The sequence below is a fragment of the Pseudomonas sp. PHC1 genome (assembly GCF_046487845.1).
In the GTDB taxonomy this organism is placed as follows: Bacteria; Pseudomonadota; Gammaproteobacteria; order Pseudomonadales; family Pseudomonadaceae; genus Aquipseudomonas; species Aquipseudomonas sputi.
Genome location: NZ_JBJXHJ010000004.1, coordinates 237,805 through 258,622 on the forward strand (window position 1 = coordinate 237,805; position 20,818 = coordinate 258,622).

Sequence of the window (20,818 nt, forward strand, 5' to 3'; positions counted from 1 at the left end):
CCTTTTTTAATGATCAGACAGAACTCAGTTCTGTTTGGCCATTGCTTGACGCAGCAGTGCCGCCATGGTGGTGTCAGCTGCTTCGCCTTCCGGAGCTGCTTTCAGGCTCTGGATGGCTTCTTTCTCTTCAGCATCGTCTTTCGATTTGATCGACAGCTGAATTACACGGCTCTTACGATCAACGCTGATGATCTTGGCTTCTACTTGCTGGCCTTCTTTCAGAACGTTGCGCGCGTCTTCAACGCGGTCACGGCTGATTTCGGAGGCTTTCAGAGTCGCTTCGATATCGTCGGCCAGAACGATGATGGCGCCTTTGGCGTCAACTTCTTTCACGGTGCCAGTAACGATTGCGCCTTTGTCGTTAACCGAGACGTACTCGGAGAACGGATCGCTTTCCAGTTGCTTGATACCCAGGGAGATACGCTCACGCTCCGGGTCAACCGACAGGATAACGGTGTCCAGCTCGTCGCCCTTCTTGAAACGACGTACGGCTTCTTCGCCCACTTCGTTCCAGGAGATGTCGGACAGGTGAACCAGACCGTCGATGCCGCCGTCCAGACCAATGAAGATACCGAAATCGGTGATCGACTTGATGGTGCCGGAGATCTTGTCGCCCTTGTTGAACTGGCCAGAGAAGTCTTCCCATGGGTTCGACTTGCACTGCTTGATGCCCAGAGAGATACGACGACGCTCTTCGTCGATGTCCAGAACCATGACTTCCACTTCGTCGCCGACTTGTACGACTTTCGAAGGGTGGATGTTCTTGTTGGTCCAGTCCATTTCCGAAACGTGTACCAGACCTTCAACGCCTTCTTCCAGCTCAGCGAAGCAGCCGTAGTCGGTCAGGTTGGTTACACGAGCGGTAACGCGAGTGCTTTCTGGGTAACGGGCTTTGATAGCAACCCATGGATCTTCGCCCAGTTGCTTCAGGCCCAGGGAAACACGGTTGCGTTCGCGATCGTATTTCAGAACCTTGACGTCGATTTCGTCACCAACGTTGACGATCTCGGAAGGATGCTTGATGCGCTTCCAAGCCATGTCGGTGATGTGCAGCAGGCCGTCCACGCCACCCAGATCGACGAATGCGCCGTAATCGGTGAGGTTTTTGACGATACCTTTGACTTGCTGGCCTTCCTGCAGGGATTCCAGCAGAGCTTCACGCTCGGCGGAGTTCTCGGCTTCCAGGACGCTGCGACGGGAAACGACAACGTTGTTGCGCTTCTGGTCCAGCTTGATGACCTTGAATTCCAGCTCTTTGCCTTCCAGGTGCGTGGTGTCGCGCACTGGACGGACGTCAACCAGGGAACCTGGCAGGAACGCACGGATGCCGTTAACGTCGACAGTGAAGCCGCCTTTAACCTTACCGTTGATAACGCCCTTGACCACTTCCTCAGCTGCGAAGGCTGCTTCCAGAACGATCCAGCATTCAGCGCGCTTGGCTTTTTCACGGGACAGCTTGGTTTCACCGAAACCGTCTTCAACCGCGTCCAGCGCAACATGAACTTCGTCACCGACATTGATAGTCAGTTCGCCAGCGTCGTTGTAGAACTGCTCCAGCGGGATCAGCCCTTCGGACTTCAGACCAGCATGAACGGTTACCCAGCCAGCTTGGTAATCGATATCAACGATAATAGCGGTGATGATGGAGCCTGCCTGAAGGTTCAGGGTCTTTAGGCTTTCTTCAAAGAGTTCCGCAAAGCTTTCGCTCATTTTAATTCCTGTTGATTAGGGCGAAAAATACGCCCATCTCCACATCCCAGACGATGCGGGTCAGTTTCATTTAAAGGAAGCCACCGCAGGACTATGACTGGTCCCCTGCGGCCTTCCTGGTCACCCGGTGATATCGCGAATGGCAATCTCACTCATGATGCGTTCAAGCACCTGATCGATGGACAACTCCGTGGAATCCAGCTGTATGGCGTCAGCCGCCGGCTTGAGCGGGGCCACCGCTCGCTGGGTATCACGCTCGTCGCGCGCACGGATCTCATCTAGCAGACTCGACAGACTAACACCCTCGACTTTGCCCTTCAACTGCAAATATCGGCGGCGCGCCCGCTCCTCGGCGCTGGCGGTCAGGAAAATCTTCAGGGGCGCATTGGGAAATACCACCGTGCCCATGTCGCGACCATCAGCCACCAGACCCGGCGCTTCTTGAAAAGCACGCTGACGCTGCAGCAGCGCCTCGCGCACGGCGGGCAATGCAGCCACTTGCGAAGCACCGGAACCGACGCTTTCCGTGCGGATGACATCGCTGACTTCGTCACCCTCCAGAATGATGCGTTGCAACTGACCGTCGGTCGCCGCGATGAACTGCACATCCAGATGAGCGGCCAGTTTCTTCAGCAGCTCTTCATTGGTCAGATCGACACCATGGTTGTGCGCAGCAAACGCCAACAGGCGATACAGCGCACCGGAGTCCAGCAGGTTCCAGCCCAGACGCTTGGCCAGAATTCCGGCTACGGTGCCTTTGCCCGAGCCGCTTGGCCCATCGATGGTGATGACCGGTGCAATGCTGTTCACGACTGAGCCTCTTGCGCCACACGAATGCCGACCTGCGCGCACAGCGCCAGGAAGTTCGGGAACGATGTCGCGACGTTGGCGCAGTCATGGATGCGGATCGGTGCCGTGGCGCCCAGGGAGGCCACGCTGAATGCCATCGCGATGCGGTGATCGCCATGACCATGCACTTCGCCGCCGCCGATCTGGCCGCCGTCGATGATGATGCCGTCCGGGGTCGGTTCGCACTTGACGCCCAGCGCCAGCAAACCGTCCGCCATGACCTGGATACGGTCCGATTCCTTGACCCGCAGCTCCTCGGCGCCGGTCAGCACGGTGCGCCCTTCCGCACAGGCCGCCGCCACGAACAGCACCGGGAATTCATCGATGGCCAGTGGAACCAGCGCTTCCGGAATCTCGATACCTTTGAGTTTAGCCGCTCGCACACGCAGATCGGCAACCGGCTCGCCACCCACTTCACGCTGGTTTTCCAGGGTGATGTCAGCGCCCATCAGACGCAGGATGTCGATCACGCCGGTACGGGTCGGGTTGATGCCGACGTGCTCGAGCACCAGCTCCGAACCTTCGGCGATCGACGCGGCCACCAGGAAGAATGCCGAAGACGAGATGTCGCCCGGCACTTCGATGTGGGTCGCAGCCAGCTTGCCGCCGGACTCGACGGACGCCGTCGCGCCGTCAACGCTCACCGGATAGCCGAAGCCGCGCAGCATGCGCTCAGTGTGATCGCGAGTCGGGGCTGGCTCGGTCACGGTGGTCTTGCCTTCGGCGTACAGACCCGCCAGCAGCAGGCAGGACTTAACCTGAGCACTGGCCATCGGCATGGTGTAGGTCAGGCCTTTGAGCTTGTGACCGCCACGAATGGTCATCGGTGGACGACCCTCGGCAGCGGTTTCGATCACGGCGCCCATTTCCCGCAGCGGGTTGGCGACGCGATTCATCGGACGCTTGGACAGCGAAGCATCACCGGTCAGGGTGCTGTCGAAGTCCTGCGCGGCCAGCAGGCCGGACAGCAGGCGCATCGAAGTGCCGGAGTTGCCCAGATAGATCGGGCCCGGCGCAGGCTTCAGGCCATGCAGGCCGACACCGTGGATGGTCACGCGGCCGTGATGCGGGCCTTCGATGACCACGCCCATGTCGCGGAACGCCTGCAGGGTCGCCAGGGCGTCTTCGCCCTCGAGGAAGCCTTCGACTTCGGTGACGCCTTCAGCCAGGGAACCGAGCATGATCGAACGGTGGGAAATCGATTTGTCACCCGGTACGCGAATCCGACCGGACAGGCGGCCACCAGGTTGAGCCAGGAAAATCAGATCGTTGGAATTCATAGCGTCCACATAGGCCCTGCGGGCCAGGATTTTACTGAAATGCTCGCGGGCAACCCGGGCGCGCGTGAAGACGCCCAACAATTGGTGCCCATCCCCTGCATCGACCGCGTCGCGCAAGGCGTCGAGGTCGCTGCGAAATGTATCGAGTGTGCGCAGGACAGCCTCGCGATTGGCGAGAAAGATGTCATGCCACATGACCGGGTCGCTTCCGGCGATTCTTGTGAAATCGCGGAAACCGCCCGCAGCGTAACGGAAGATCTCAAGATTTTCATTGCGCTTGGCCAGCGAATCGACCAGACCGAAGGCCAGCAGGTGCGGCAGATGACTGGTCGCGGCCAGCACTTCATCGTGACGCTCGACCTGCATGTGCTCGACGTCGGCGCCCAGCTCGCGCCACAAGCGATCAACCACCGCCAGCGCAGCCGGATCGGTCTGCTCCAGCGGGGTCAGAATCACTTTATGACGACGAAACAACTCTGAGTTGGAGGCTTCCACCCCACTCTGCTCGGAGCCGGCAATCGGATGGCCCGGTACGAAACGCGCCGGCATGCCGCCGAACGCTTCGGTCGCCGCGCGCACCACGTTGCCCTTGGCGCTGCCGACATCCGTGAGGATCGCCTGACCCAGATCCATGCCGGCCAGACGAGCCAGCACTTTTTCCATGGCCAGGATCGGCACCGCTAACTGGATCACGTCCGCGCCCTGGCAAGCCGCCACCAGATCGTCTTCGCAGCGATCCACAACGCCCAACTCGACCGCCAGCTTGCGTGATTGCGGATCGAGATCGACCCCGACCACTTCGCGGCACACGCCGCTTTCACGCAAGCCTTTGGCAAACGAACCACCGATCAACCCCAGACCGACCACCACCAGGCGCCCGATCATAGGTGCAGCAGATTGCAGCGCAGTGACATCAACCACGAGCCAGAACCTTGCGCAGCGCTTCGAGGAAGCGGCTGTTTTCTGCCGGCAGACCGATGGTAACCCGCAGATGGTTCGGCATGCCGTAGTTGGCCACCGGACGCACGATCACGCCTTCGCGCAGCAGGCCCTGGAACACCGGAGCCGCCACCTGACCGAGGTCGACGCAGATGAAGTTACCCTTCGACGGAATCCAGCTCAGACCCAACTCGCGCAAGCCCGCTTCCAGCTGTTGCATGCCGGACTCGTTGAGCTGACGGCTCTGCGCCAGATATTCCTCGTCCTTCAGCGCCGCACAGGCCGCGGCCAAGGCCAGACTGTTGACGTTGAACGGCTGGCGTACGCGGTTCAGCACATCCGCCACCACCGGGGTGGACAAGCCGTAACCAACGCGCAGTGCTGCCAGGCCATAGGCTTTGGAGAAGGTGCGCGAAACCAGCAGGTTCGGGTAAGCGGCGAGAAAATCCAGACCATCCGGCAGATCGCTGCCTTCGGCGTATTCGATGTAGGCCTCGTCCAGCACCACCAACACATGCTCCGGCACGTCCTGCAGGAACTCGTCCAGCGCTTCGGCGCCGAACCAGGTGCCGGTCGGGTTGTTCGGGTTGGCAATGAACACAACGCGGGTGTTGGCGTCGATGGCCGCCAGCATCGCTGGCAGGTCATGCCCCCAATCCTTGGCTGGAACAACCTTGGCCTGCGCGCCGACTGCCTGGGTCGCAATCGGGTAGACCGCGAACGCGTGCTCGCTGAACACCGCGTTCAGGCCCGGCGCCAGATAGGCGCGCGCCACCAGCTCGAGAATGTCGTTGGAACCATTGCCCAGGGTCACCTGGTTCAGCTCGACACGGCACTGCTCGGCCAGCAGGGATTTCAGGGCAAAACCGTTGCCGTCCGGATAACGGGTCAGCTCGTCCAGCGCTTCGCGTATCGCGGCCAGCGCTTTCGGGCTCGCGCCCAACGGATTTTCGTTGCTTGCCAGTTTGACGATGCTTGCCGGATCCAGGTCCAGTTCGCGAGCCAGTTCGTCCACGGGTTTGCCCGGCACGTATGGCGAAAGTTGTTGCACGCCCGGCTGTGCCAGAGCGAGGAAGTTGCCACTCATTTGCTACTGCCCCTTAGAGAACCGCTTTCGGGTAGGAACCCAGCACCTTGAGTGCTACTGCTTCCTGACTGATCTTTTCCAGTACACCTTTGATCAGCGGATCACGGTGATGACCGACGAAGTCGATGAAGAACACGTAGGTCCATTTGCCGCTGCGCGACGGACGGGTTTCGATCCGGGTCAGGTCGATCCCGTTGTCATGGAACGGCACCAGCAACTCGTGGAGCGCGCCGGGCTTGTTACTCATGGACACGATGATCGAAGTCTTGTCGTCGCCGGTCGGCGGCACTTCCTGGTTACCGATCATCAGGAAGCGCGTGGAGTTGTCCGGACGATCCTCGATCTTCTCGGCCAGACGAGTCAGGCCATACAGCCCGGCCGCCATGTCACCGGCGATCGCCGCCGAGTTCCATTCCCCCTTGACCCGCTTGGCCGCTTCGGCGTTGCTGGACACCGCCACACGCTCGACATTCGGGTAATGGGCGTCCAGCCACTTGCGGCACTGGGCCAGCGACTGGGCGTGGGAATAAATGCGGCTGATGCTGTCCGTCTTGGTGTTTTCACCGACCAACAGGTGGTGGTGAATCCTCAGCTCGACTTCGCCGCAGATGACCATGTCGTGCTCAAGGAAGCTGTCGAGGGTGTGGTTGACCGCGCCTTCGGTGGAGTTCTCCACCGGTACCACACCGAAATTCACCGCACCGGCCGCCACTTCACGGAACACTTCGTCGATCGCCGCCATCGGCTTGCTGATCACCGCGTGACCGAAGTGCTTCATGGCCGCCGCCTGGGTGAAGGTGCCTTCCGGACCGAGATAAGCCACTTTCAGCGGGTTCTCGAGGGCCAGGCACGACGACATGATTTCGCGGAACAAGCGCGCCATCTCTTCATTGCCCAGCGGCCCCTTGTTGCGTTCCATCACGCGCTTGAGGACCTGCGCCTCGCGCTCGGGACGATAGAACACCGGTTGCTCGCCTTCGGCCAGACTGGCCATCTTGACCCGGGCGACTTCCTCGGCGCAGCGGGCGCGATCACTGATCAGCTGGAGGATCTTCTCATCCAGGTTATCGATGCGAACGCGCAGCGCCTTGAGCTCCTGCTCGGACATCAGGAATGCTCCTTCTCGAATTCAGCCATGTAGCCGACCAGCGCTTCGACAGCGTCCAGCCCCAGGGCGTTGTAGATCGAGGCACGCATGCCGCCAACCGAACGATGGCCCTTGAGGTTGAGCAGGCCGCGGGCGTCGGCGCCGGCCAGGAACGCCTTGTCCAGACGCTCGTCAGCCAGACGGAACGGCACGTTCATCCACGAGCGGGCGTTGGTGCTGATCGGGTTGGTATAGAAGTCGCTGTTGTCGATGAAGCCGTAAAGGCGCTCTTTCTTCGCCTTGTTGCGTTGCTCCATCGCGGCGACACCGCCCTGCTCCTTCAGCCACTCGAAGACCAGGCCCGAGAGGTACCAGGAATAGGTGGCCGGCGTGTTGTACATCGAACCGTTGTCGGCCGAGACCTTGTAGTCGAGCATCGTCGGGCACGAACTGCGGGCGCGGCCCAGCAGGTCTTCACGAACGATCACGACGACCAGACCGCTCGGGCCGATGTTCTTCTGGGCACCGGCGTAGATCAGGCCGTACTGCGACACATCGATCGGGCGCGAGAGGATATCGGAGGACATGTCGACCACCAGCGGAACGTCACCGGCTTCGGGAACCCAGTCGAACTGCAGGCCGCCAATGGTTTCGTTGGACGCATAGTGCAGATAGGCCGCACCCGGGGTCAGCTTCCACTCGTTCTGGCCAGGGATGGCCAGGTAGTCATAAGGCTTGGCACTGGCGGCAACGTTGATGTTGCCGAAGCGACGCGCTTCCTCGATGGCCTTCTTCGACCAGATGCCGGTTTCGACATAGTCGGCAGTGCCGTTCTCGGGCAGCAGGTTCAGCGGAATCTCGGCGAACTGCTGGCTCGCACCGCCCTGCAGGAACAGCACTTTGTAATTGGAGGGGATGGACAGCAGGTCGCGCAGGTCTTGTTCGGCCTTCTCGGCGATGGCCACGTAGTCATCGCTGCGATGGCTCATTTCCATGACCGACAGACCCTTGCCATGCCAGTCGAGCATCTCGGACTGGGCACGCAACAGGACAGCTTCAGGCAGCGCAGCGGGACCTGCGCAGAAGTTAAAGGCTCGTTTGCTCACATCCACTCTCGCTATGCAATCACGGTAGCGGACAGAGCAAACACTCTGCCCTGCTACGATTTGGTTAGTCTTGCGACTCTTCTTCGTCTGCGGCGTCGGCCTGCAGGTTGTCGACCGCATCGTCCGGTTCGGCGCCGATCACGCCTTCTTCCAGCTCGACACCTTCTTCGCCTTCCAGCTCGTCACCTTCCACTTCCGAAGGCTCCTGAACCCGCTCCAGACCGACCAGGGTTTCGTCCTTGGCCAGCTTGATCAGGGTCACGCCCTGGGTGTTACGACCCAGACTGGAGACTTCGTCGACGCGGGTACGCACCAGCGTGCCCTGGTCGGAAATCAGCATGATCTCCTCGCCGTCGAGCACCTGAACCGCACCGACCAGACGGCCGTTACGCTCGTTGCTGACCATGGCGATCACGCCCTGACCGCCACGCTTGTACTCAGGGAACTCGGTGATCGCGGTGCGCTTGCCGTAGCCACGCTCGGAAGCGGTGAGGATCTGGCTGCCTTCTTCCGGGATCAACATCGAAATCAGCTTCTGCCCTTCCGGCAGACGCATGCCGCGCACACCGCGGGCGGTACGACCCATGGCACGAACGTCGGATTCCTTGAAGCGGGTCACCTTGCCGCCGTCGGAGAACAGCATCACTTCACGCTCGCCATCGGTGATGGCGGCGGAGATCAACACGTCGCCTTCGTCCAGCTCCAGCGCGATCAGACCGACGCTGCGCTGACGGCTGAAGGATTCCAGCGGGGTCTTCTTCACGGTGCCGTTGGCGGTCGCCATGAAGATGTAGTGACCTTCGGTGTATTCCTCGACCGGCAGCATGGTGGTGATGTACTCACCGTCATCCAGCGGCAGCAGGTTGACCAGCGGACGACCACGGGCGGCACGGGACGCTTCCGGAATTTCGTAGGTTTTCAGCCAATACACCTTGCCCTTGCTGGAGAACAGCAACAGCGTGGTGTGGCTGTTGGCAACCAGCAGGTGAGCGATGTAGTCCTCATCCTTCACGCCGGTAGCCGATTTGCCTTTACCGCCACGACGCTGGGCCTGGTACGCAGCCAGCGGCTGGGTCTTGGCATAGCCGCCGTGGGAGATAGTCACGACACGCTCTTCTTCCGGGATCATGTCACCCAGGGTCAGGTCGAGACGGGCATCGAGGATTTCAGTGCGGCGCACGTCGCCGTATTCGGCGCGGATCACTTCCAGCTCTTCGCGGATCACTTCCATCAGGCGCACGGCGCTGTTGAGGATGCGGATCAGCTCGCCGATCTGGTTGAGGATCTCTTGATACTCGGCCAGCAGCTTTTCGTGTTCCAGACCGGTCAGGCGGTGCAGACGCAGTTCCAGAATGGCTTGCGCCTGCTCTGGCGACAGGAAGTACTTGCCGTCGCGCAGACCGTATTGCGGATCGAGGTTTTCCGGACGGCACGAATCGGCACCGGCACGTTCCACCATCGCCACCACAGCCGAGGATTCCCACGGCGTGCTGACCAGCGCTTCCTTGGCTTCCGACGGAGTCGGCGAAGCCTTGATCAGGGCAATGACCGGGTCGATGTTCGACAGGGCAACGGCCTGACCTTCGAGGATGTGACCACGCTCGCGCGCCTTGCGCAGTTCGAACACGGTACGGCGGGTAACCACTTCGCGACGGTGACGGACGAAGGCTTCCAGCAGGTCCTTGAGGTTGAGGATCCGCGGACGGCCGTCGATCAGCGCAACGATGTTGATGCCGAATACCGATTGCAGCTGGGTCTGGGCGTAGAGGTTGTTGAGGATCACCTCGGGCACTTCGCCGCGACGCAGTTCGATCACGACGCGCATACCATCCTTGTCGGACTCGTCGCGCAGCTCGGTGATGCCTTCGAGTTTCTTCTCTTTTACCAGCTCGGCGATCTTCTCGATCAGACGCGCCTTGTTCAGCTGGTAAGGGAGTTCGGTGATGACGATCTGCTGACGACCACCGACCTTGTCGATGTCCTCGATGATCGAGCGGGCGCGCATGTAAATGCGACCACGGCCGGTGCGGTAGGCTTCGATGATGCCGGCGCGACCGTTGATGATCGCGGCAGTCGGGAAGTCCGGGCCGGGGATGTATTGCATCAGTTCATCGACGGTCAGCTCGGGGTTGTCGATGAGGGCCAGGCAACCGTCGATGACTTCACCGAGGTTGTGCGGCGGAATGTTGGTCGCCATGCCCACGGCGATACCGCTGGAACCGTTGACCAGCAGGTTCGGCACGCGGGTCGGCATGACCGCCGGGATCAGTTCGGTGCCGTCGTAGTTCGGCACCCAGTCCACGGTTTCCTTGTGCAGGTCGGCCAGCAGCTCGTGCGCCAGCTTGGTCATGCGCACTTCGGTGTATCGCATGGCTGCAGCGTTGTCGCCGTCCACCGAACCGAAGTTGCCCTGACCGTCCACCAGCAGATAACGCAGCGAGAATGGCTGCGCCATGCGCACGATGGTGTCGTACACCGCAGTATCACCGTGCGGGTGATACTTACCGATCACGTCACCGACGACACGGGCAGATTTCTTGTACGGCTTGTTGAAGTCGTTGCCCAGCTCGCTCATCGCGAACAGCACGCGACGGTGCACGGGCTTCAAGCCATCGCGCGCATCCGGCAGTGCACGGCCGACGATCACGCTCATCGCGTAGTCGAGGTAGGACTGTTTCAGCTCGTCTTCGATATTGACCGGGAGGATTTCTTTGGCCAGTTCGCCCATGAGAAGCCTGATTCCTTTTTCTGGTGAAACTTCGCCATATCCATAGGGGACGCACGAAGCTCGTCGATGCAGGCCGAGTGCCATGCGCCGACTTACGACAAATCGACAAGTTGACCCTGGATTTGCGCAGTGAAGACAACCCCGTGGGACTGCCTCGGAAAACGCCGGATGTTATCACAAGAGCCGCCACGCACCTATCCCCCAGATGCGCATGGAGCATAGTTAGTTGACCGATGACAGGCTTAACGGAGACGAGAGAGGCTCAGAGCTTACCTGAATGCAAATTTCGGGATGAAATTGCGGATGTTTATTGACTTTCAAGGCCCCATCGCTGGCAAGCCAGCTCCCACAGGATCAGTGGCGAGCACAAAACCTGTGGAAGTCCGCCTGCTGGCGATGGCAATTCAGCGGGAGCCGAACCCCTTAATGCAGGCGCTTGCGGCACATCAACTGCGCCATCTTCGCGGTATCCGGGCGCTCGACGATGCCTTTTTCGGTGACGATCGCATCGATCAGGTCTGCCGGGGTCACGTCAAACACCGGGTTGAACGCCTCAACGTCAGCCCCGACACGTTTGCCGCCAACCTCCAGCAACTCGGCACCATCGCGTTCCTCGATCGGGATGTCATCACCGCTGGCCAGATTCATGTCGATGGTCGAGCTCGGCGCCACCACCATGAAGCGCACGCCGTGGTGCATGGCGTTGACCGCCAGTTGATAGGTGCCGATCTTGTTCGCCACATCGCCGTTGGCGGTAATCCGGTCGGCGCCGACGATCACCCAGGTCACGCCCTTGGTTTTCATGATATGCGCAGCGGCAGAGTCAGCGTTCAGGGTCACCGGAATGCCTTCGTTGGCCAACTCCCACGCGGTCAGGCGCGAACCTTGCAGCCACGGCCGGGTTTCGTCGGCGTAGACGCGCTCGACCATACCCTCGATGAACGCCGCGCGAATCACCCCGAGCGCCGTGCCGAAACCGCCAGTGGCCAGGGCGCCGGTGTTGCAGTGAGTCAGAATCGCCTGGGCATTGCCCTGGTGCTTGCGAATCAGGTCGACACCGAGCTGGGCCATGGTCAGGTTGGCTTCGCGATCACTTTCATGAATGGCGATGGCTTCGGCTTCCAGCGCCGCCAGTGGATCGGCGTTCTCCTTCAAACGGTCCAGCCGGTCGTGCATGCGGTTCAACGCCCAGAACAGGTTGACCGCCGTCGGCCGGGAATCGGCCAGCAGCATGAAATCCTCTTCCAGCGCCGCGTACCAGTCGCCGCCCTCGGCAATCCGGGCACGGGCCGCCAGCACGATGCCGTAGGCGGCACTGATGCCGATGGCCGGCGCACCGCGCACCACCATCGAACGAATCGCCTCGGCCACGCCGGCAGCGCTGGTGTAGGCGATCCAGTTTTCCTCGAACGGCAAAACGCGCTGATCCAGCAGGTGGAGCGCGCCATCACGCCAATCGATGGCCTTTACTTTCTCCGCAGCCAACAGTCGATCGCGCATCCCTCACCCCGCACTCATGAACAAAAGCCGCCGATTATAGCGATCCCCCCGCGAAGACGCTCGGGTATACTTCGCCATCCTTTACAAAAGCACTGGAACCGACCCTCGATGCCGAAACCTGCCGTTGCGCTCGACTTATTATTGCTGCCGACCTGGCTGGTACCCGTCGAACCCGCAGGCGTTGTGCTCAAGGAGCATGGCCTGGGCATCCGCGACGGGCGCATCGTGTTTATCGGCCCGCGTGCCGAAGCGCTGAAGTGCAACGCCGCCGAAGTCCGTGAACTGCCGGACGTACTGCTCAGTCCGGGCCTGATCAACGCCCACGGCCACGCCGCGATGACGCTGTTCCGTGGTCTGGCCGACGATCTGCCACTGATGACCTGGCTGGAAAACCACATCTGGCCGGCCGAGGGCAAATGGGTCGATGAAGACTTCGTGCGTGACGGCACCGACCTGGCCATCGCCGAGCAGATAAAAGGCGGCATCACCTGTTTCTCGGACATGTACTTCTTCCCCAAGGTTGCCAGCGAACGCGTGCACAACAGCGGAATCCGCGCGCAGATCGCGATTCCGATCCTCGACTTCCCGATTCCGGGCGCCGCCAGTGCCGATGAAGCCATTCGTCAGGGCGTCGAACTGTTCGGCGACCTGAAGCATCACGAGCGCATCAAGATCACGTTCGGCCCTCATGCACCCTACACCGTGGGCGACGAGAACCTGGAAAAAATCCGCGTGATCGCCGAAGAGCTGGACGCGTCGATCCACATGCACGTCCACGAAACCGCTTTCGAAGTGCAGCAAGCGGTCGAACAGCGCGGCGAACGCCCGCTGGCCCGCCTCGGCCGGCTCGGCCTGCTCGGCCCGCGCTTCCAGGCCGTGCACATGACCCAGATCAGCGATGACGACCTGGCGTTGCTGGTAGAAAGCAACACCAGCGTGATCCATTGTCCGGAGTCGAACCTGAAACTGGCCAGCGGTTTCTGCCCAGTGGAGCGCCTGTGGCAGGCCGGGGTCAACGTGGCGGTCGGCACCGATGGCGCGGCCAGCAACAATGACCTGGACCTGCTGGGTGAAACCCGCACCGCCGCCCTGCTGGCCAAAGCCGTCGCCGGCTCGGCCACCGCGCTGGACGCCCACCGGGCTTTGCGCATGGCCACGTTGAACGGCGCAAGAGCCTTGGGGATCGAAGCCGAGACCGGCTCTCTGGAACTCGGCAAGGCCGCGGACATCGTCGCCTTCGATTTGTCCGGTCTGGCACAACAACCGGTCTATGACCCGGTCTCGCAACTGATATATGCCACCGGCCGAGACTGCGTGAAACACCTGTGGGTCGCCGGCAAGCAGTTGCTCGACGACCGCCGCCTGACTCGACTGGACGAACAACAGCTCGGCGAAACCGCCCGGGCCTGGGGCCGACGCATCAACGGCCACACCGAATCGTAAACACCCCGGGGCAAACTCCGGGGCTACAGCCTTTTTCAAGTTTTAGAGGATTGAATCATGAGCAACGTCGACCACGCCGAAATCGCCAAATTCGAAGCCCTGGCCCATCGCTGGTGGGACCGCGAAAGCGAGTTCAAACCGCTGCACGACATCAACCCGCTGCGGGTCAACTGGATTGACGAGCGCGTCAACCTGGCCGGCAAGAAGGTCCTCGACGTCGGCTGCGGCGGCGGCATTCTCAGCGAAGCCATGGCCCAGCGCGGCGCGACCGTGACCGGCATCGACATGGGCGAAGCGCCGCTGGCGGTCGCGCAACTGCATCAGCTGGAATCCGGCGTGAACGTCGAATACCGCCAGATCACCGCCGAAGCCCTGGCCGAAGAAATGCCCGAGCAGTTCGACGTCGTCACCTGCCTGGAAATGCTCGAGCACGTACCGGATCCGTCCTCGGTGATCCGCGCCTGCTTCCGCATGGTCAAGCCCGGCGGCCAGGTGTTCTTCTCCACCATCAACCGCAACCCGAAGGCGTACCTGTTCGCCATCGTCGGCGCCGAATACATCATGAAGCTGCTGCCGCGCGGCACTCACGATTTCAAGAAATTCATCCGCCCGTCCGAGCTCGGCGCCTGGAGCCGCATGGCCGGCCTGACCGTCAAGGACATCATCGGTCTGACCTACAACCCGCTGACCAAGCACTACAAGCTGGCGGCGGACGTTGACGTCAACTACATGATCCAGACCCTGCGCGAGGAATAAGCCGATGGCCATCAGAGCAGTCCTTTTCGACATGGACGGCACTCTGCTCGACACCGCGCCGGACTTCATCGCCATCTGCCAGGCGATGCGCGCGGATCGCGGTTTGCCACCGATGAACGACAAACACATTCGCGACGAAATCTCCGGCGGCGCCAAGGCCATGGTCGCGGTGACGTTCTCGATGGATCCGGAGTCGCCGGGCTTCGAGGAGTTGCGCCTGGAGTTCCTCGAGCGCTATCTCGTGGGCTGCGCCGTGCACAGCAAGCTGTTCGACGGCATGGGCGAATTACTGGCCGACATCGAGAAAGCCAATCTGATCTGGGGCGTGGTCACCAACAAGCCGCTGCGCTTCGCCGAACCGATCATGCAGCAACTGGGGCTGGCCGAGCGCTCGGCCCTGCTGATCTGCCCGGATCATGTGAAGAACAGCAAGCCGGATCCCGAAATGCTGATCCTTGCCTGCAAGATGCTTGATCTGGATCCGTCGACAGTCCTGTTCATCGGCGATGATCTGCGCGATATCGAATCCGGTCGTGACGCCGGCACCAAGACCGCCGCCGTGACCTACGGCTACATTCATCCCGACGATAACCCTCGGCACTGGGGGGCGGACGTGGTGGTGGATCATCCGCTGGAATTGCGCAAGGTACTGGATAACGCACTCTGCAGTTGCTGAGACCTGGCGCGGCGCGTCATTGGCTGCATTCCCGCGCGGACGGTTCGACGCCTGGACGCGGGAACGATCTGACTCTTGATGAGGTTTTTTATGTTTGATTACTCCGCTCGCCCCGAATTGCTCAAGGATCGGGTCATTCTGGTCACCGGTGCCGGTCGCGGCATCGGCGCGGCCGCCGCCAAGACCTACGCCGCCCACGGTGCGACCGTATTGTTGCTAGGCAAGACCGAAGCCAACCTGACCCAGGTCTATGACGAGATCGAAGCGGCCGGGCATCCGCAGCCGGCTGTAATCCCGTTCAACCTCGAAACCGCCCTGCCCCATCAGTACGATGAGCTGGCGGCGATGATCGAGACCGAGTTCGGCCACCTCGACGGCCTGCTGCACAACGCCTCGATCATCGGTCCGCGCACGCCGATCGAGCAGTTGTCCGGTGAAAACTTCATGCGCGTCATGCAGGTCAACGTCAACGCGATGTTCATGCTCACCAGCACCCTGCTGCCGCTGCTCAAGCTGTCGCAGGACGCTTCGGTGGTGTTCACCTCCAGCAGCGTCGGGCGCAAGGGACGGGCCTACTGGGGCGCTTATGGCGTATCGAAGTTCGCCACCGAAGGCCTGATGCAGACCCTGGCCGATGAAGTCGACGGCGTGGCGCCGGTACGCTCCAACAGCATCAACCCGGGGGGAACCCGCACCAGCATGCGTGCGCAGGCGTATCCGGGTGAAAACCCGCTGAACAACCCGACGCCGGAAGAGATCATGCCGGTCTATCTGTACCTGATGGGCCCGGACAGCACAGGTATCAATGGCCAGGCTTTCAACGCCCAGTAATGCCATACGTCGCATTTGTTGCCGTGGCGGAATCCCGTCGCGGCATGCAATTGCCGCTTCCAGCGCGGCCATCTCAGTCAAATAACCACCGTCATTTCTGCCGCGAAAATCTCAAACCATTGATTCGCAACGGCTTTCAAAAAATATGAACCGTATGGCATGACTTTCGCTCTACATTTGCTCAAAGCACGCCGTGTGAAGGCAGTCGGGCAGGGCCTGATTCGATAGCTGACTAATCGTCATCGGGCAGACTAAACTTACGCCAAATGTCCTACGGGACTGATGGATCAGTATGACGCGCAGCCCATAGCCGCTCTCACCCAGCCTGTAAGACAGACTTACTGCTTAGGGGCTCACGCCATATGAAATCACCCTCCCAGACCACTGCAATTGACTTCGACAGTGCCAAATTGCAACGCCTGGGCTTTGGTCAGCTGCCTCCCCTGCTGGCGCGACCTGTCAGCCTGGCGCAATTGCGCCAACAAATGAGCCTGCAACTGCAAACCAGCCTCGAGCCTCAACGTATTCTCGGTCTGTTTTTCCGCGAAGTTCAGCGCCTGGTACCGCTGGACGCCCTGATCTACGTGCACAACGGTAGCGACCTGCGCCTGGAGTTCGGTGCCCGTGGGCACCACTCGGCCAGCTACAGTCTGAGCCACGAAGGCGAGCATATGGGCGAGTTGGTGTTCCGCCGCAATCAACGGTTCAGCGAGCAGGAGCTGGGCAATTTCGAGTCATTGCTGTCGACCCTGCTGTATCCGATGCGTAATGCCCTGCTGTATCGCGTCGCCACGCAAACGGCACTGCGTGACCCGCTGACCGGTGCCGGCAACCGCATCGCCATGGAACAGATCCTGCATCGGGAAATCGAAATGTCCCGTCGACACCTGCAGCCATTGTCACTGCTGATGCTGGACATCGACCACTTCAAACAGGTCAATGACCTTCATGGTCACGGTGCCGGCGATCAGGTGCTCAAAGCCGTGGCCGCATCGATCAAGGATCAGTTACGCAACGTTGATATGGTGTTTCGCTATGGCGGGGAAGAGTTCCTGATTCTGCTTTCCAACACCAGCCGTGAAGCCGCTGCAATGGTCGGCGAACGCCTGCGCCATGCGGTACAGGCCCAGGACTATTACGCCGATGGCCAACTGATCGAACTGACCGTGAGCCTTGGCTGCTCGACCCTGTTGCCGGGTGAATCCGCCGACAGCCTGTTGCGCCGGGCCGACAGCGCGCTGTACGTCGCCAAGCGCGAAGGGCGAAATCGCCTGACCATGGCAGGTTAGATTTTTGCAGCCAATGAAAAACGGGAGCCGAGGCTCCCGTTTTTCATTGATGTCGCCGAAACTAGCTCTCGACCAGCGCCCGACGCTCGCGCCCGACCATTACCACCCGCTCCGACAGCTCAAGCTGCAGGCAGCGCTCAAGGAACAGGTACATGTAGTCGTAGCTCTTGCAGATGGCCTGTCGCAGTTCCGCCTGCAAGGCTTTGCTCGGGTTCATCCCGGCCAGGGTGCAGATGATCTCCAGCGCCTCCCACGGGTGGGCATCATCGTATTGGGCGTGCATCTTCAGCCACTTCATGGCCCGCTTGCGATCCTCTTCAGGGAAAGCGGCGGCATAGACCCCCGTTGAACACACCAGCGCCGACCACTCCCCTGTCGCGCCCTCGATCGCGTAGTTGGTGGCCGCGATGGCCACGATCAGCGAGTCCGCCGAACTGGTGTGCCAGCACCAGTGGCTCAGGGCATGCAATTCCGGTGGTACTTGCTGCGCCTGCAGATCTTCCAGGCTCACCCCATGGGCCCGGCTCCAGTGCAGCCAGTAATCGGCATGGTTGAGTTCGACGCGGATATTGCGCATCAACCAGCGCCGCGCCATGTCTTCACCCGGGTGGCGGGCGAATTTGGTTTTGGTGAGATTCTGCGCCATGTACAACGCGAATTGCTCAACGACGGGCCAGCCCCCGATCAGGTACTGGCGCATGGTTTTGGCGCTGAGCTTGTTATCACGCATACGCAGATAAAGTTCATGTTCGACAACCCGGCGTTTGCTCTCGCTGCAATCCTGGATCAACTGTTGCGCCCAGGCGGGATAACTTGCAGCTTCCATGAGTGGTCCGGTTCGGTTGAATGTGTCGATCACTGTTCGGCTCCTTTTGATTTGTGATTGTAAGGATCGGCAAGAGACTTCAACGGAACGTGCCAGGCGCCTTGAATAACAACGGCTGCGGTCTGGCCGGCCGACTTTGCAAACTGTCACAGGTAAACAACTGCGGACGCTCCACAACATAACCCTGAGCGTAATCCACACCGATTTCAAGCAATGCCTGCTCGATCTGCGCTGTTTCGACAAACTCGGCAATTGTCTGCTTACCCATGACATGTCCGATGTGATTGATCACTTCGACCATTGCACGGTTAATCGGGTCGTCCAGCATATCCTTTACGAAACTCCCGTCGATCTTCAGGAAGTCTACAGGCAAATGTTTCAGATAAGCGAATGAAGACATTCCGGCGCAAAAGTCGTCAAGTGAGAAATAACAACCCAAGCCCTTGAGTTCATTAATAAATTTGATTGCACTCCCAAGATTCGCAATGGCGCTGGTTTCTGTAATTTCAAAACAAATCATTTCAGGCGGTACACCGTAGTTATCAAACTGCTCGCGTAGAAAGTGCAAGAACGCGTCATCTCCGATAGTAATGCCTGAAAGATTAATCGCACACATTGCCAGAGGACTCTGACACTTATCGTTAATACACTGGGCAATAACCTTGAATACATTCTGCACAACCCAGCGATCCAGCGACGTCATCAATCCGTAACGTTCCGCCGCCGGTATAAAACTGTCCGGCAGGATCATCCGGCCCGCCTCATCGTGCAGTCGCAGCAGAATCTCGATATGCCCGCCTGAGCCACCGGCAGCCGAACTCAATGGCGCAATTTCCTGGGCGTACAGACAAAAGCGGTTTTCTTCCAGTGCCATGTGCAGGCGCTGCACCCAGGCCATCTCGCCAAAACGCAGGGACAGCTCTGAATCGTCGGCATGGTAGACCTGCACCCGGTTGCGGCCCTTTTCCTTGGCCATGTAGCAGGCCATGTCGGCGGCCCGCAACGAGGCCTCCAGGGTGGTCGGGGTTTGCGCGACGTGCACCAGACCAATGCTGACAGTGGTCAGGAACGGTCGCCCCTTCCAGACGAAGTGCAGGTTCTGCACGGTCTGGCGCAAGCTCTCGGCAATCTTCTCCGCCGCCTCCGGGGCGCAGTTCTCCAGCAAGATGCCGAACTCGTCGCCGCCCAGGCGCGCAAGGGTGTCGCCTTCGCGCAGGCCCGATTGCAGCAACGCACAGATATGCCGCAGCAACTCGTCGCCCGCCGCATGCCCACAGGTGTCGTTGACCAGTTTGAACTGGTCGAGGTCGAGAAACATCAGCGCATGGCGGCCGGGTTGCCGGGTCAGATTGTGCAGGGCCTGTTCGAGGCGGTATTCGAACTCGCGACGGTTGGCCAGCCCGGTCAGCGCGTCGTGGGTGGCCTGCCACGACAGATTGGCGATGTATTGCCGCTCCTGCGTCATGTCATGCAGCACCAGTACAGTGCCGCTGACCTTGTCGGAGTTGCGGATCGGTGCCCCGACCAGGGTTACCGACACGGTACTGCCGTCGAGGCGCTGGATCAGCCTGGAGTGTTCGCTGCCACCGCTGAGCTGACCGCTGAGAATATGCTCGATCAAGGTCAGCCCTTCGGTCTGGGCGTTGTCGTCCAGCAGATTGAACAGGGCCGCCAGCGGCAGCCCGGCCGCCTGTTCGGCTTTCCAGTGGGTCAAGGCTTCGGCGGCCGGGTTCATGTATTCAATTGCCCCGCTCACGTCGGTGGTGATCACCCCGTCGCCAATCGACTGCAGAGTAATGTGGGCCCGGTCCTTTTCCAGCTGCAAGGCCTCGGCGAAGGCATGACGTTGCTTGAGCAGTTTGCGGGTACGCAGCAATGCCAGAACGATCAGGCCCAGCGCCGTGGCAAGGTTGGTGAACAACAACAGACGCAGGATCACCCGCGACCCTTCTCCCAGTGCATCGCTGAAGGCCTTGGCGGCGGGTGTCACGCCATCGTTGATCGCATAGATCCGGGCCTTCCAGCGCCGGATATCCGCATCGGTGGCGGCATTGGCGGTGATGGACCGATGCATCTCTCGCGCAACATCATCAAGTTCCACCAGATAGGCATCACCCAGCGTCCAGCGGTCGATGGCGATTTCCAGATAACTGAAATGACGGAAATTCAGATACAGCCAGATCAGGCTGGAGACATCATCCGGATGATTGCCGCCCTTGAGAATGCCCTCGCGCGCCGATTGGAGGTCCGGCGGTTGCCTGTCCAGTGCCACACGCAACTGATGACCACCCTGAGGCACAGCGATTGCTTTCTGATATTTGAGGTAAATCGCCTCGTCACGGCTGTCGGCATAAAGATTGAGGTAATAGATGGCGTCTTTCTGGCCCTTGGACCAAAGACTCTCGCCCGCCACATAACCGCGAACGGCCGAAAGGACATAGAGGCTCACGCCCCCCAGCAAGGCTTGAAACAGCACGACGGCGATAAATGGCCAGACAATGCCCAGCAACCGAGGCGTTCCGAGAGTCCGCTTTTGCTTCATGGGATTCCTTGCGTGAGCACAGTCCGTTCGTCGTCCGGACGAAATCGCTATCACGAGACTAGGTTGGCTTGTGAATCTAGGCAAGCGACGGGCGCTTCAACTCCTTTCCGACAAGACATATGTACCGCCCTTCTGCCTTTTGGAAGCGATCTACTGCAAACCGCCCCCT

General features: G+C 60.4%; 15 protein-coding genes. 5 read left to right on the top strand and 10 right to left on the bottom strand.

The annotated features are described in order from the left end of the window. Positions 1-24: 24 nt before the first annotated feature. The 8 genes from rpsA to mtnA all read right to left on the bottom strand — a co-directional run bounded on the left by rpsA (position 25) and on the right by mtnA (position 12,286). Positions 25-1,710, bottom strand: coding sequence for a 30S ribosomal protein S1 (gene rpsA, locus ACKJSM_RS08195; protein WP_236178011.1), 1,686 nt, complete (start codon positions 1,708-1,710; stop codon positions 25-27). A 120-nt stretch (positions 1,711-1,830) separates the two neighbouring features. Beyond that, positions 1,831-2,520, bottom strand: coding sequence for a (d)CMP kinase (gene cmk, locus ACKJSM_RS08200; RefSeq protein WP_236178010.1), 690 nt, complete (start codon positions 2,518-2,520; stop codon positions 1,831-1,833). After that, positions 2,517-4,724, bottom strand: coding sequence for a bifunctional prephenate dehydrogenase/3-phosphoshikimate 1-carboxyvinyltransferase (locus ACKJSM_RS08205; protein ID WP_410237239.1), 2,208 nt, complete (start codon positions 4,722-4,724; stop codon positions 2,517-2,519). Before ACKJSM_RS08205 ends, cmk begins: the two co-directional genes overlap by 4 nt. Before the next feature lie 28 nt (positions 4,725-4,752). Continuing rightward, positions 4,753-5,865: a histidinol-phosphate transaminase gene (hisC, locus tag ACKJSM_RS08210; RefSeq protein WP_410237194.1), complete on the bottom strand. Its 1,113-nt coding sequence runs from the start codon at positions 5,863-5,865 to the stop codon at positions 4,753-4,755. A gap of 13 nt (positions 5,866-5,878) precedes the next feature. After that, entirely contained in the window at positions 5,879-6,973 is a 1,095-nt protein-coding gene (gene pheA / locus ACKJSM_RS08215) for a prephenate dehydratase (RefSeq protein WP_007950913.1), read from the bottom strand. Beyond that, positions 6,973-8,058: a 3-phosphoserine/phosphohydroxythreonine transaminase gene (serC, locus tag ACKJSM_RS08220; RefSeq protein ID WP_236178008.1), complete on the bottom strand. Its 1,086-nt coding sequence runs from the start codon at positions 8,056-8,058 to the stop codon at positions 6,973-6,975. The genes pheA and serC overlap by 1 nt, the downstream gene beginning before the upstream one ends. Positions 8,059-8,122: 64 nt before the next feature. Continuing rightward, a complete protein-coding gene (gene gyrA / locus ACKJSM_RS08225; protein ID WP_074688032.1) occupies positions 8,123-10,786 on the bottom strand; it encodes a DNA gyrase subunit A in 2,664 nt (887 codons plus the stop codon). 423 nt (positions 10,787-11,209) lie between these two features. Further along, positions 11,210-12,286 (bottom strand): S-methyl-5-thioribose-1-phosphate isomerase, encoded by a 1,077-nt coding sequence (gene mtnA, locus ACKJSM_RS08230; protein WP_011335374.1) that lies wholly within the window; start codon positions 12,284-12,286, stop codon positions 11,210-11,212. Between the two features lie 108 nt (positions 12,287-12,394). Between mtnA and ACKJSM_RS08235 the strand changes: the two genes are divergently transcribed. From ACKJSM_RS08235 to ACKJSM_RS08255, 5 genes are all read left to right on the top strand, one after another. After that, a complete protein-coding gene (locus ACKJSM_RS08235; RefSeq protein ID WP_410237195.1) occupies positions 12,395-13,729 on the top strand; it encodes a TRZ/ATZ family hydrolase in 1,335 nt (444 codons plus the stop codon). A 57-nt stretch (positions 13,730-13,786) separates the two neighbouring features. Then, positions 13,787-14,485 carry a bifunctional 2-polyprenyl-6-hydroxyphenol methylase/3-demethylubiquinol 3-O-methyltransferase UbiG gene (gene ubiG, locus ACKJSM_RS08240; protein WP_007950906.1) on the top strand — a complete coding sequence of 233 codons (699 nt, stop codon included), beginning with the start codon at positions 13,787-13,789 and terminating at the stop codon, positions 14,483-14,485. A 4-nt stretch (positions 14,486-14,489) separates the two neighbouring features. Beyond that, on the top strand, positions 14,490-15,161 hold the full coding sequence (mupP, locus tag ACKJSM_RS08245) for an N-acetylmuramic acid 6-phosphate phosphatase MupP (RefSeq protein ID WP_236178006.1): 672 nt from the start codon (positions 14,490-14,492) through the stop codon (positions 15,159-15,161). A 90-nt stretch (positions 15,162-15,251) separates the two neighbouring features. After that, positions 15,252-15,992, top strand: coding sequence for a YciK family oxidoreductase (locus ACKJSM_RS08250; RefSeq protein ID WP_025113079.1), 741 nt, complete (start codon positions 15,252-15,254; stop codon positions 15,990-15,992). A 362-nt stretch (positions 15,993-16,354) separates the two neighbouring features. Next, positions 16,355-17,281, top strand: a complete 927-nt coding sequence (locus tag ACKJSM_RS08255; RefSeq protein WP_410237196.1) for a GGDEF domain-containing protein — start codon at positions 16,355-16,357, stop codon at positions 17,279-17,281. A gap of 61 nt (positions 17,282-17,342) precedes the next feature. On the opposite strand, the gene ACKJSM_RS08260 is transcribed toward ACKJSM_RS08255, so the two are convergent. Continuing rightward, positions 17,343-18,107, bottom strand: a complete 765-nt coding sequence (locus tag ACKJSM_RS08260) for a TenA family transcriptional regulator (protein ID WP_373874282.1) — start codon at positions 18,105-18,107, stop codon at positions 17,343-17,345. A 79-nt stretch (positions 18,108-18,186) separates the two neighbouring features. Beyond that, on the bottom strand, positions 18,187-20,649 hold the full coding sequence (locus tag ACKJSM_RS08265) for an EAL domain-containing protein (protein WP_410237197.1): 2,463 nt from the start codon (positions 20,647-20,649) through the stop codon (positions 18,187-18,189). Positions 20,650-20,818: the final 169 nt, after the last annotated feature.